Source organism: Streptosporangium jomthongense, from assembly GCF_042650425.1.
In the GTDB taxonomy this organism is placed as follows: domain Bacteria; phylum Actinomycetota; class Actinomycetes; order Streptosporangiales; family Streptosporangiaceae; genus Streptosporangium.
Genome location: NZ_JBHSBC010000032.1, coordinates 629,413 through 641,371, shown reverse-complemented (window position 1 = coordinate 641,371; position 11,959 = coordinate 629,413). Strand labels below are relative to the sequence as shown.

Genomic DNA, 11,959 nt, shown 5'->3' with positions numbered 1-11,959 from the left:
CCTCCCGCTACAGCTTGCAGACGACCTGGGCGAGCAGGTCGCCCATGCGCGAGGCGGTGGCGCGGCCGACCGCCAGCACCTCCTCGTGGTTGAGCGGCTCGCCGACCAGGCCCGCGCCCGGGTTGGTGACCAGGGAGACGCCGAGCACGTCCGCCCCGCCCTCCCTGGCCGCGATGGCCTCAAGCACCGTGGACATCCCGACCATGTCGCCGCCGAGAATCCTGCACATGCGGACCTCGGCGGGCGTCTCGTAGGTCGGCCCGCGGAAGGCCACGTAGACGCCCTCGGTCATGGACGGCTCGACCTCCCGGACGAGGTCGCGCAGCCGGGGGGCGTAGACGTCGGTCAGGTCGACGAAGGTGGCGCCGGTGATCGGGCTGGTGCCGGTCAGGTTGATGTGGTCACTGATCAGTACGGCCTCGCCGACCCGCTGGGTCTCCGGGCGCAGCCCGCCCGCCGCGTTGGTCAGCACGATCGTCCCCGCGCCCGCCCTGATCGCGGTCCGCACCCCGTGCACGACCGGGTCGACGCCCCTGCCCTCGTAGAGGTGGGTGCGGCCGAGGAAGATCAACGCGTTCGTGCCGGACCCGGTGCGCACCGCGCGGATCCTGCCCGCGTGTCCCTCGACCGCGGGAGGGGCGAACCCGGGCAGGTCGGTCACCGGGATCTCGGCGATCGTCTCACCGATCGCGTCGGCGGCCGGGACCCAGCCCGAACCCATCACCAGGGCGACATCGAAGGAGCTCACGCCGACGGCCTTCCTCAGGGCGGCTGCGGCGTCCGTTGCGAGGGCATAAGGGTCGTTGGTCACGAACTGAGGGTACTCGTCCCGCCGTGGGAAACGGCGGGACGGAGCCGGTCAGCCTCCCGCGGACGTGCAGGGACGGCCCCGCAGCCGCCTGACGTAGTCGTCCGGCGCGCCCGCCTTCTCCGCGGCCTCGGCCAGGATGCCGAGGTAGCGCGCGGACGGCAGGCCGCCCTCGTAACCGTCGATGACGTAGAACCAGGCGACGACCTCGCCGTCCAGGGTCTGCACTCGGAGCCTGACCTTGTGGTAGAGGCCGCGCGCGGCGCCCTCCCACTGGTCGAGGGAGGTCTCGTCCCACTCGGGCACGTCGTAGAGCACGACGAAGACCTCTTCGAAGGAGTCCTCCACGATGGTGGCGAGGGCGCCCTCCCAGCCGAGGTCGTTCCCGCCGAAGGTGAGGCGCCAGCCCTGAAGCCAGCCCGACCCCCTCATGGGGGAGTGAGGGGCCCGCAGGGCCATCTGCTTCGGGTCCATGTTGGTGCCGTAGGCGGCGTAGACAGGCACAGCGTCCAACACTAATCGAAGATCCGGCGGGTGCTCACGTGTGTCGGTGTGGTGTCGGTGTCTTTTGTCCCACGCCGGTGCCCACCGTACCCGGGTGTCCTTTGCCATAACCGGTCCTTCTGCGACAAGCGAAGGGGCCCCAGGGGGCGAATGCCGCAAAGGATGCGGGACAATGGGGTACGTGACGAGGATCGTGATCATCGGTGGCGGGCCCGGCGGATACGAGTCGGCTCTGGTGGCCGCGCAACTTGGGGCGCGGGTGACCGTGGTCGAACAGGAGGGCCCAGGAGGGGCCTGCGTCCTGACCGACTGCGTGCCCTCGAAGACCCTGATCGCGACCTCGGTCCGCAAGCAGGCCCTGCTCGACGCCAGCATGCTCGGGGTGCACTTCACCGGCGGCCCCGACGGGGAGGTCGGCGGCGTCATCGCCGACATGCCGCTGGTCAACAGCCGCGTCAAGCACCTCGCCCAGGCCCAGTCGGCCGACATCGCCGCGCGGCTCGCCGCCGAGGGGGTCGAGGTGATCAAGGCCGCCGGGCGGCTGGTCGACCCCCAGGTGGTCAGGGCGGGCGACCGGACGATCCGGGCCGACGTCGTGATCGTGGCGACCGGCGCGACCCCGCGCATCCTGCCCTCCGCCGAGCCGGACGGCGAGCGCATCCTCACCTGGCGGCAGATGTACGACCTGGAGGAGCTGCCCGAGCACCTCATCGTGGTCGGCTCCGGCGTCACCGGCGCGGAGTTCGCCGGCGCCTACCGCTCACTCGGCTCCGAGGTCACGCTCGTCTCCTCGCGCGACCGGATGATGCCCAACGAGGACGCCGACGCCGCCGAGGTCCTGGAGGAGGTCTACCGGCGCCGTGGGATGAACGTCATGGGCCGCTCCCGCGCCGAGTCCGTCAAACGCACCGCCGACGGCGTGGTCGTCACACTTGAGGACGGCAGGACGGCCGAGGGCACGCACTGCCTGATGACGGTCGGCATGATCCCCAACACCTCGGGCATCGGCCTTGAGGAGGCCGGGGTCACCCTCGACCGGGGCGGGTTCATCCAGGTGGACAAGGTCTCCCGCACCTCCGCCCCCGGCGTCTACGCGGCGGGTGACTGCACCGGCGTGCTGATGCTGGCCTCCGTCGCCGCCATGCAGGGCAGGATCGCCGTCTGGCACGCGCTGGGGGAGGCCGTGCAGCCGCTGCGCCTGGCCACCGTCGCCTCCAACATCTTCACCGACCCCGAGATCGCCGCCGTCGGCGTCACCCAGAAGGCCATCGAGGCCGGTGAGATCGTGGCCAACGTCGTCAAGCTGCCGCTGGCCACCAACGCCAGGGCCAAGATGCAGGGCTTCAACGACGGCTTCGTGAAGCTGTTCTGCCGCCCGAACACCGGCATCATCCTCGGCGGCGTCGTGGTCGCGCCCCGGGCCTCCGAGCTGATCCTGGCGGTCTCGGTGGCCGTCCAGCAGCGGCTCACCGTGGACCAGCTCGCCCACACCTTCGCGGTCTACCCCTCGCTTTCCGGGTCCGTCACCGAGGCGGCCCGCCGCCTGATGCAGCCGATGACCCCCAGCGGGATCTGACCTCGCCAACCGACGGGAGCGCCATGACACGTCTCGACGTCAACGGGATCGGGCTCAACGTCCAGGTCGAGGGGGAGGGGCCCGCCGTGCTGCTCGTGCACGGCTACCCCGACAGCCACACCTGCTGGCGCTACCAGGTGGCCGCGCTGAACGCCGCCGGATACCGTACGATCGCGCCGGACCTGCGGGGGTACGGCGACTCGGACAAACCGGCCGGGCTTGAGGCGTACGAGCCCCGGCTCTTCGTCGGCGACCTGCTCGCCGTCCTCGACACGCTCGGCGTCGAGCGGGCGCACGTGGTCGGACACGACTGGGGTTCGGCGCTCGCGCAGTTCCTCGCCGTGTTCGCCCCGGAACGGGTGGCCAGTCTCACCTGCCTGTCGGTCGGCCACCCCGCCGCGCTGGCCGCCGCCGGCTGGCGGCAGCGGGAGAAGTCGTGGTACATGCTGCTGTTCCAGTTCGCCGGTGTCGCCGAGCGATGGCTCAGCCAGAACGACTTCCGCAACGCCAGGGAGATGCTTGAGGGGCATCCCGACGCCGAAGAGGTCGTCGCGCGCATGCGCGATCCGGAGGCGCTCACCGCGGGCCTGGCGATCTACCGGACCGGCGTGCCCCCGGAGAGCCTGGTCGCCCCGCCCTCGGAGCCGCCCGCCCTGCGGGCACCCACGCTCGGGGTGTGGAGCAGCCGCGACCGCTTCCTCACCGAGGAGTCGATGACCGGTACGGCCGCGCACGTCAGCGGCTCCTGGCGCTACGAACGTGTGGACGGGGCGGGCCACTGGCTGCAGCTGGAGGCATCCGACCGGGTCAACGAACTCCTGCTCACCCACCTGGCCCGCCACCCGGTCTGAGCCCGTCTCAGCGGGACGTCCTGGCGCGCAGCCTGTTCAGGGCGTTCCTGCCGTCCTGTACGGCCCGCGCGACGAAGTGCAGTTCCTCGTCCCGCCTGGCCATCACCAGCGCGTTCTTGGCCGCCTCGTAGGCGTCGAGGGCGTGCCGCCAGTCGGCGTCGGCGGTCATGCCGCCCCGCCCGCTGATCTGGAACTCGTAGTCGAGCTGGTCGATCTCCTCGCCCAGGCGGGTGATGTCCTCCTCGGCCCCGCGCCGCATGAGCGCGAACCTGGCGTTGCGCCTGTTGCGCCGCTGGGCGCTGACCCCCCAGGCCACCACGGTGACCGCCAGGCCGAGCGCGCTGAGCACGACCATGACCAGCCCGACGGACGTCCCTCCCCGTGAGGCCTGGGCGTCCGGGGTGGCCGTGCTCTCCGGCTCGTCGTCGCTCGCCTGCTCCTCGGCGGGCGTCGGCACGGAGAACGGCCCGTCGATGCCCTTGGGGGTTCCCCGGGCACCGGTCAGGTCGGCGTCGTCGGCCTGGGTGAAGGAGGCGTCGTCGACCAGGGCGCCGACGAAGGAGGCGCCGTCGAGCTCGGCCTGGTCGAACACGGCCTCACGCAGGTCGGCGTCCTTGAAGACCGCGAAGCCCAGGTCGGACTGCCCCATCTTGGCCTCGTGCAGCTTGGCCCGGGTGAAGTCGGCCTTGCGTCCCTTGATCTGGCCAGGCCTGCTCTCGTTGAGGTCGGCGTCGACCAGCTTGGCGTTGACGAAGTTGACCTGGGTCAGCACGGCCCGGGTCAGCTTCGCCCCGGTCAGGTTGGCGTAGGGGAACTCGGCCTGTCCGGCCTCCGCGTCGACCAGGATCGCCCCGCGCAGGTCGGCGTGGTCGGCGTGCATCTGTCCGAGGTCGGCCTCACTGAGGTTCGCCTCACGCAGGTCGGCGTACTTCAGCGTGGCCTGGGTGAGGTTGGCCTGCCTGAGGTCGGCCCCGCGCAGGATCGCTCCGGTCAGGTCCTTCTGGATGAGCTCGACGCCCCCCAGCTTCGCCTTGGTCAGGTCGGCGCAGCGCAGGCTGTACGGCAGCGCGGCGCCCTTGGTGAAGTCCCTGCCGCGCAGGTTGGCGCCCTGGCCGGGCCTGCACGGCCCGGCCGCGGCCGAGGCCGCCGTCTCGGCCTGGGCCGTGACGGGAGAGATCATGGCCCCTGACAGCGCGAAGATCGCGGCGAGGAGTGTCAGGGAAACGGAACGACGCACGGGAACCTCCTTGGAACAGTCCCGATCGTGTCAGTGGATCATTGCATCCCGCTAGACGGAGGCTTGCACGTCGCGGGGCGTGCCGTACCCCGCGTGCCGGATGTCATCGGGCCACGGCCAGGCGGTAGGCCTCGTCGGAGGCGAGGAGGTTGTGGTGGGTGTCGTCCGCGGTGACGGTGCCGTCGTCCAGGACGAGGACGCGGTCGGCGGCGCCGAGGAAGGCCGGGCTGCTGGTGATCACGATGGTGGTGCGGTCGCGGCGCAGCTTCGCGATGTTGTGCGCGATGAGTTGTTCGGTGACCGCGTCGACGGCCGTCGTCGGGTCGCGCAGGACCAGGATGCCGGCGTCGGCGGCGAGGGCCCGGGCCAGGGACAGCCGCTGGCGCTGCCCGCCGGAGAGGTTCGCGCCGCGGTCCCGGACGCCGTGGTCGAGACCCTCACGGTGGAGGGCGACGACGTCGGTCAGCATGGACGCCTCGACGGCCTCGTGGATCATACGGTCGCCGCCCGCCGGGACGATGTTCGTGCGGAGGGTGCCCGAGAAGATCTCCCCGTCGAACGGGTTGACCAGCATGCGTTCGCGGACCGTCTCGACGGACAGGTCCGCCAGCCTCCGCCCGCCGATCCGCACCGCGCCCTCGTAGGAACCGGGCGGGGCTTCCATGGCCAGCACCGCCACGAGGTCGGCCGCCACGCGCGGCCGGTAGGCGACGATCGCCACGAACTCCCCGGCGGGCACCTGGAACGTCAGATCCCGCAGGCAGCCGTGCCGGACGCCGTCCAGCACGAGATCTCCGCTCTCCTGCAGAGGTTCCCGCCCCGGGGTCGTCACCGCGGGCGCGGCCAGCACCAACGCCATCCGCTCCGCCGAGGCACGCGCGATCATCACGTACTTCGGCATCTCGGAGAACAGTTTCAGCGGTTCCATGATGAACTGCGCCATGCCCACGGCCATGACGAGTTCCCCGACGGTGATCCGGCCGTCGAACGCCAGCCAGCCCGCGGTGAGGGTCACCGCCGTGGCGAGGAGGGCGTTGAGCGCCAGCGCGACGCCCGCGTACGCGCCGTTGACCCCGGCGACGGCGACCGCCTGGTCCCTGGCCTCCGCGCTGACCCTCCGGTAGGACAGGAACGCCGCGTGGTTGCCGCCGAAACCGTGCAGCGGGCGCAGACCGGTGATCAGGTCGGCGACCTTCGCGGCCGCCCGGGCCACCCTGGCCTGCTGTTCACCGGTGGCGGTGCCGATCCGTCTGGACATCACACTCAGGACGGACAGGGTCGCGGCGGTGCCCACGATCACCAGCAGGCCGAGCCGTACGTCCGCCGTGCCCAGGGCGACCGCGGCGACCAGCACCGCGACCAGTGAGCTGACCAGCAGCGGCACCACCTCGATGATGTCGGCGGTCTGGTCGGCGTCCTCGGTGGCGACGGTCAGGATCTCGCCGGACCTGAGGTCGAGGTCCCTGGCCACGGGCTGGAGTCCGCAGGCCGCGACCCGCACCCGCCAGCGGTGCGCCTCGGCGGTGTTGGCCTTCTGCAGGATTCGCATCCCGAACCGCCATGAGAGGGAGACGGTCGTGATGATCACGGCCAGCGCGGTGATCGACAGGGCGAGCGCGCCGAGACCTCTGTCCCGCAACGTGTGTTCGACGATCAGGCCGAGCGCGATGGGAAAGGCGGTCTCACCGGCCTGGTACAGGCCCATGAGGACGGTGCCCCAGGCCATGGCGCCCGCGTTGCGCCGCAGTGCCGTACGGAGGATGCCGGTTCCCGTGTGGAACCGTCGTTCTTCTGAGGTCGTCATCTCAGGTGCGCCGACCGTCCTGTCGCCACGCGTGCCACAGCCGCGCGTACCGGCCGTCCAGGGCCACCAGCTCCTCGTGGGTCCCCTGTTCCACGACGCGTCCGGCGTCCAGTACGGCGATGCGGTCCGCCGTCGTCGCCTGGGTCAGCCGGTGGGCCACCAGCAGCGTGGTCCGGCCCAGGCACGCAGCGGACACGGCCCGTTCCAGCTCGGCGGCGCTCTGGCTGCCCGCCTCCGCGGTCGACTCGTCGAGCACGACCACCGGTGAGCGGCCCAGCACCAGCCTGGCCAGGGCGATCTGGGCGGCCCTGGCGCCGTCAAGGCGTTCGCCGCCCTCGCCGACCGGGGTGTCCAGCCCGTCGGGCAGCGTCGCGACCCACGTGTCGGCGCCGCTCCCGCGCAGCGCGTCCATCAGCTCGGCGTCGGTCGCCTCCGGCGCGGCCAGCCGCAGGTCGTCGGCGAGCGTGCCGGAGAACACGTGTGTCTCCTGCGTGAGGACGCTCACCAGGGCCCGTGCCCCGGCCTCGTCCAGGTCGGCGAGATCGGTCGACCCGATGCGGACCGTCCCTGCCTGCGGGGTCACGACGCCCGCGACCAGCGCCGCCAGGGTCGACTTGCCCGCGCCCGTCGCCCCCACCAGCGCGAGCGAGCCGCCTGCCGGGATCACCAGGTCGACGTCCCGCAGGACCGGCCGGTCCGAGCCGGGGTAGCCGAACGTCACCCCTTCCACGACCACCGGGTACGGCCCGGCGCCCGCCGTGGCGGTCGCATGACCCACCAGCCTCTCCTGCGTCGCCTCGCCGAGCACGCCGACCAGCCGGGTCAGGCTCGCGCCCGACTTCTGTGCCTCGTCGAAGGTGAACATGATGGAGCCCAGCGGGTTGAACAGCCGATGGAACAGCAGTGGGGCCGCCGAGGCCTCGCCCAGGGTGACGGCGTCGGCCTCAAGCAGGACGTATCCCACCACGATGATCAGGACCAGCCCGACGAACTCGGCGCGGTTCTCCCTGCCGACGAACCGGCCGAAGAGCCGGAAGACCTCGACGCCGAGGTCGCGCACCCGTGCCGACTCGCCGGTGACCTTCTCGCGGAAGGCGGCCTCAAGACGGTAGGCCCGTACCGTGCCGATCCCGTTCAGGCCGCTGATCAGCGCCTGCGCGCGATCGGCCTGGGCCTCCCGCTGCCTCCGGTACAGCGGCGCGGACCGGGGGAGGTACCAGCGCAGGGCCAGCGCGTACGCGGGCAGCGCTCCGACGCCCGCAAGCCCGAGCCGCCAATCCAGCCCGAACATGCCGGCCGTGGCGATGACGACCAGCACTCCCGCGGAGAACACGGTGGGAACGGCCGTGCGGATGCCCTTGGACAGCACGGCCACGTCGTCGCCGACCCTGGACAGCACGTCTCCCCGGCCCGCCTGTTCGACACGCGCGCTCGGTGTTCCCAGCACCGCGCGGACGGCGCCCTCCCGCAACCTCGCGAGCAGGTCCGCGCCCAGCCGTCCGATCAGATACGTCGGGGCCGCGACCGCCGCCGCGCCGAGGAGCGCGGCGGCCAGCATCAGCGCGCCGATCGTGATCAGCGTCGACCGGGGCTCGCGGTCGATCACCCCGTCGACCACCCGGCCGAGCAGGAGCATCGGCAGCACCTGGAGGGCGGCCCCGGCCACCGTGGTGAGCACGGTGGCGGCCGTCAGCCACGGCGCCTCGCGGGAGTGCGCCGCGACCCAGCGGGCCGCCTCCCGCCCGGTCGCCGTACGCAGCGGGGCCGGGGCGACGGGGGTGTCCGCGGTGTTCACACCGGGACCGCAGCGGGACGGGGGACGCTCATCGGTGACCTCAGCCGACCGACTTGACGAGTTCGTCGATCGCGTACGGCAGGGACAGCAGGGTGCTCTGGGACAGGGCCGCGCCGATCGCCGGGCCCTCGCTGTCCAGGAGGTAGGAGACCTTCCCGTTCTTGACCGCGGACAGGTTGGTGAAGAGCGCGAACTTCTTCAGCGCCTCCTGGTCCGCCTGGTCGGCGATGACGAAGATGCGGTCGACGTCGACGAGGTCGATGCGCTCGGGGGAGAGCACGGTGTAGAACTTGCCGCCCGCGATCTTGTCGATCTCCGTCGCGCCCTTGAAGCCGATGCCCGTCACGAGCCGTCCGCGTACGTCGGTGGTGGCGAACGGCGCGACCGAGCCCTTGTACCAGGACAGCGCGACGGCGGTCTGGTCCGCGAACTCCGGGTGCGCCTTACGGGCGGCGTCGAGTTTGTCCTGGATGCCCTGCACCAGCTGCGCGCCCTCGTCGGCCTTGCCGAGCGCCTTGGCGATGTGGAGGGCGTTGTCCTGCCACGGCGCGCTGAACGGCTCCGCCTCGCCCTTGGTACGGCCGACCGTCGGGGCGATCTTGGAGAGCCGGTCGTAGGCGGCCTTGTCGATCTCCGAGTAGACCGCGATGATCAGGTCGGGTCGCAGGGCGGCGATCTTCTCGTAGTTCGGGCCGGAGTCCCCGTTGCTCATGATGACCTCGGGGCGGGCGTCGCCCCACTTGTCCTTCACCCAGGGCCACTGGGTGTTGATGTCGGGGGTCGTGCCCGGCGGGTTCGGGTACTGGTCGACCATGCCGACCGGCTTCACGCCGAAGGCCAGGATGGCCTGGTCGTCGGTGTAGCCGACGGAGACGACCCGTTGCGGGGCCTTGGTGATCTGCGTGGACCCGAACGCGTGCTCCACGGTGACCGGGAACGCGCCTCCCGGAGCGGCGGCCACATCGCCGGCCGGCTTGTCCGCGGGTTCGGAACCGCATCCCGCGAGGAGGCCGACGCCGAGGGCCGCGGCGGAGAACGCCGTGGCGAACCGCCGCAAGGTCTTCGTGGCCGTTGTTCGGTGGAGGAGCATCCCGGAATCCCTTGCTTTCGTACAATCCGCCACAAAACTAACCAGCGGTGGGGAAACCGTAGCATGAAGGGATTAGGCAAGCCTAACCTCACCTTGGTTGGCCGGTCATCCCGCCCTGAGGTTCGCCCGCACCAGCAGGTAGACGAGGAAGGGGCCGCCGATCGCGGCGGTGACCACGCCGACCGGCAGGGAGATCGGCAGCACCGTACGCGCCACCAGGTCCGCGCAGATCAACAGCAGCGCGCCCGTCAGCCCGGAGGCCACGAGCGGCGGCGCCGGGTACCGAACCAGGCGCATCGCCACCTGCGGCGCCACCAGCGCGACGAACGGGACCGGGCCCGCGGCGCTCACCGCCATGCCCGCCAGCGAAACCGCGCACAGCAGCAGGATCGCCCGCACCGTCGAGTGCCGGACGCCCAGGCCCGTCACGACGTCGTCGTCCAGTTGCAGGGCCCTGAGATGGGGGGCGACGCACACCACGACGGCCACGAGCGCGAGAGTGCCCCACAGCGCCACCCGGACCTCCGCCCACGACCGGTCGTTCAGCGAGCCGACCAGCCACGCCTGGGCCCGTGCCACATCCCTGATGTCGGCCGTGACCAGCAGCCAGGTCGTGACGGCCTCCATCACGGCGCTCACCGAGATGCCGATGAGGATGAGCCGGAGACCGTTGATCCCACGCCGCCACGCCAGGAGGTACACCAGCAGGCCGGTGCCGAGCCCGCCGGCGAGCGCCGCGGCGGACAGGCCGACGGAACCGGCGACCGTCGCGGCGGCCCCGCCGGAAACCGTCACCAGGGTCACCGCGACCGCGCTCGCGCCTCCGGTGATCCCCAGAACGTCGGGGCTGGCCAGCGGGTTGCGTGCGATGGACTGCGTGATCGCCCCGGACACCCCCAGCGCGATCCCCACGACGAGCCCGGCCAGGGCACGTGGCATCCGAAGATCCATGATCACGAACTCGTCGACCTGCTCCCCCCGGCCGAGGAGGGTGGCGACCACCTGGCGCAGGCCGATGGGGAAGTCGCCGACGCCGATGGACAGGCAGAACGCCACGAAGGCGGCCGCCGCCAGCAGCAGCGTGACGAGCACCATCCAGGGCCGCCACACGAACGACACGGGACCGAGCCGCACGCCCGGTGCCGACGACCGCTTCATCGTTGTCTCGTTCATGCCGTCTTGAACTTTCCACGCCACACCAGCGCCGCGAAGAACGGGGCGCCGACGAGGGCGACGACGATGCCGGCCTGCAACTCGCCGGGCCGTGCGACCACGCGCCCCACGATGTCGCAGACCAGCAGGACAAGGGCGCCGAGCAGGCCCGCGCACGGCACCAGCCAGCGATAGTCCGGTCCGATGAGATACCGGGCCACGTGGGCGACCATGAGGCCGAGGAACGCGATGGGGCCGCACGCGGCCGTCGTCGCGCCCGCCAGCAGGGTGATGGCGGCGATGCCGACCGTCCGGTTCAGCGTGACGTTCACCCCGAGCCCTCGTGCCACGTCGTTGCCCAGGCTGAGCAGGTTGACGGCGGGCAGCGTGACCGCCGCCAGGGCCAGCCCGGCCACGACGAACGCGGTCAGCGGCCAGATGACGTCGAATCCGACACCGGACACCGAGCCCGCGTTCCAGAAGCGCAGCGCGTTCAGCGAGGCCTGGTCCGTCAGCGCGACCGCCGTGGTCATCGCGGCCAGGAACACCGCGACCCCCTGACCGGTCAGCGCGAGCGTCAGCGGACTGCCCGCTCCCCGGCCGAGACTCGCCAGCCCGAACACGATGACCCCGGCGACCCCCGCCCCCAGGAAGGCGAACCAGACGTACTGGTACGGATTGCTGATCCCGAACAGAGTGATCACCGAAACGACGGCGAACGAGGCGCCGGAGTTCACCCCAAGCAGCCCCGTGTCGGCGATCGGGTTGCGCGTGTATCCCTGGATCAACGCCCCGCCGACCCCCAGGGCGACTCCGGCCACGATCGCCAGCACGGTCCTGGGTATCCGCACGGTCTGCACGATGAGCGTTATCTCGGTGAGCCGCCGGTCGGAGCCCGGGGCCGTGAACAGCCCGTGCCACACCTCCGCAGGACTCAACGCGCGGGTACCGACGGCCAGCGAAACCGTCCCCACGAGCAGGAGAACGACCACGAGCGCGCCCAGGCCCACCCCTTGCCGTCGCCGGCGGACCCCCGTGGCCGCAGACATGGGACGTTTCACCACAGACGCACTCATTCGACGTACGTTATCCCTTTGGTCCGCCAGGGAATCCCTCCGGTCCACGGGACAGACGGCCGCAGG

The 11,959-nt window shown here is 71.5% G+C and carries 10 protein-coding genes; 2 read left to right on the top strand and 8 right to left on the bottom strand.

Annotated elements, in window-relative coordinates; genetic code table 11:
• Positions 1-7 precede the first annotated feature (7 nt).
• Together ACFOYY_RS28470 and ACFOYY_RS28465 are read right to left on the bottom strand one after the other, a co-directional pair.
• Positions 8-811 carry a purine-nucleoside phosphorylase gene (locus tag ACFOYY_RS28470; protein WP_386193632.1) on the bottom strand — a complete coding sequence of 268 codons (804 nt, stop codon included), beginning with the start codon at positions 809-811 and terminating at the stop codon, positions 8-10.
• A gap of 48 nt (positions 812-859) precedes the next feature.
• The gene (locus ACFOYY_RS28465; protein WP_352010026.1) at positions 860-1,312 is read right to left on the bottom strand and encodes a gamma-glutamylcyclotransferase; all 453 of its coding nucleotides are present in this window, start codon (positions 1,310-1,312) and stop codon (positions 860-862) included.
• Between the two features lie 181 nt (positions 1,313-1,493).
• On the opposite strand from ACFOYY_RS28465, the gene ACFOYY_RS28460 reads away from it, so the two are divergent.
• Positions 1,494-2,888 (top strand): NAD(P)H-quinone dehydrogenase, encoded by a 1,395-nt coding sequence (locus ACFOYY_RS28460; RefSeq protein ID WP_362772768.1) that lies wholly within the window; start codon positions 1,494-1,496, stop codon positions 2,886-2,888.
• 23 nt (positions 2,889-2,911) lie between these two features.
• Positions 2,912-3,739 carry an alpha/beta fold hydrolase gene (locus ACFOYY_RS28455; protein ID WP_386193628.1) on the top strand — a complete coding sequence of 276 codons (828 nt, stop codon included), beginning with the start codon at positions 2,912-2,914 and terminating at the stop codon, positions 3,737-3,739.
• Positions 3,740-3,746: 7 nt separating this feature from the next.
• Here the strand turns inward: ACFOYY_RS28455 and ACFOYY_RS28450 are convergent, their stop codons facing one another.
• The 6 genes from ACFOYY_RS28450 to ACFOYY_RS28425 form a co-directional block, all read right to left on the bottom strand.
• Entirely contained in the window at positions 3,747-4,976 is a 1,230-nt protein-coding gene (locus ACFOYY_RS28450) for a pentapeptide repeat-containing protein (RefSeq protein WP_362910315.1), read from the bottom strand.
• A 103-nt stretch (positions 4,977-5,079) separates the two neighbouring features.
• The gene (locus ACFOYY_RS28445) at positions 5,080-6,780 is read right to left on the bottom strand and encodes an ABC transporter ATP-binding protein (protein ID WP_386193624.1); all 1,701 of its coding nucleotides are present in this window, start codon (positions 6,778-6,780) and stop codon (positions 5,080-5,082) included.
• A 1-nt stretch (position 6,781) separates the two neighbouring features.
• Positions 6,782-8,575, bottom strand: coding sequence for an ABC transporter ATP-binding protein (locus tag ACFOYY_RS28440; protein ID WP_386193621.1), 1,794 nt, complete (start codon positions 8,573-8,575; stop codon positions 6,782-6,784).
• A gap of 40 nt (positions 8,576-8,615) precedes the next feature.
• Positions 8,616-9,665 (bottom strand): iron-siderophore ABC transporter substrate-binding protein, encoded by a 1,050-nt coding sequence (locus tag ACFOYY_RS28435; protein WP_386193619.1) that lies wholly within the window; start codon positions 9,663-9,665, stop codon positions 8,616-8,618.
• 105 nt (positions 9,666-9,770) lie between these two features.
• Positions 9,771-10,838, bottom strand: a complete 1,068-nt coding sequence (locus ACFOYY_RS28430; protein ID WP_362772754.1) for a FecCD family ABC transporter permease — start codon at positions 10,836-10,838, stop codon at positions 9,771-9,773.
• On the bottom strand, positions 10,835-11,866 hold the full coding sequence (locus ACFOYY_RS28425) for a FecCD family ABC transporter permease (protein WP_386193615.1): 1,032 nt from the start codon (positions 11,864-11,866) through the stop codon (positions 10,835-10,837). Before ACFOYY_RS28425 ends, ACFOYY_RS28430 begins: the two co-directional genes overlap by 4 nt.
• Positions 11,867-11,959 lie beyond the last annotated feature (93 nt).

What these genes read in the sequence shown, in the direction of transcription:
- ACFOYY_RS28435 (WP_386193619.1), bottom strand. Translation starts at nt 9,665, where the DNA reads ATGCTCCTCCACCGAACAACGGCCACGAAGACCTTGCGGCGGTTCGCC.
- ACFOYY_RS28430 (WP_362772754.1), bottom strand. Translation starts at nt 10,838, where the DNA reads ATGAACGAGACAACGATGAAGCGGTCGTCGGCACCGGGCGTGCGGCTC.
- ACFOYY_RS28455 (WP_386193628.1), top strand. Translation starts at nt 2,912, where the DNA reads ATGACACGTCTCGACGTCAACGGGATCGGGCTCAACGTCCAGGTCGAG.
- ACFOYY_RS28445 (WP_386193624.1), bottom strand. Translation starts at nt 6,780, where the DNA reads ATGACGACCTCAGAAGAACGACGGTTCCACACGGGAACCGGCATCCTC.
- ACFOYY_RS28425 (WP_386193615.1), bottom strand. Translation starts at nt 11,866, where the DNA reads ATGTCTGCGGCCACGGGGGTCCGCCGGCGACGGCAAGGGGTGGGCCTG.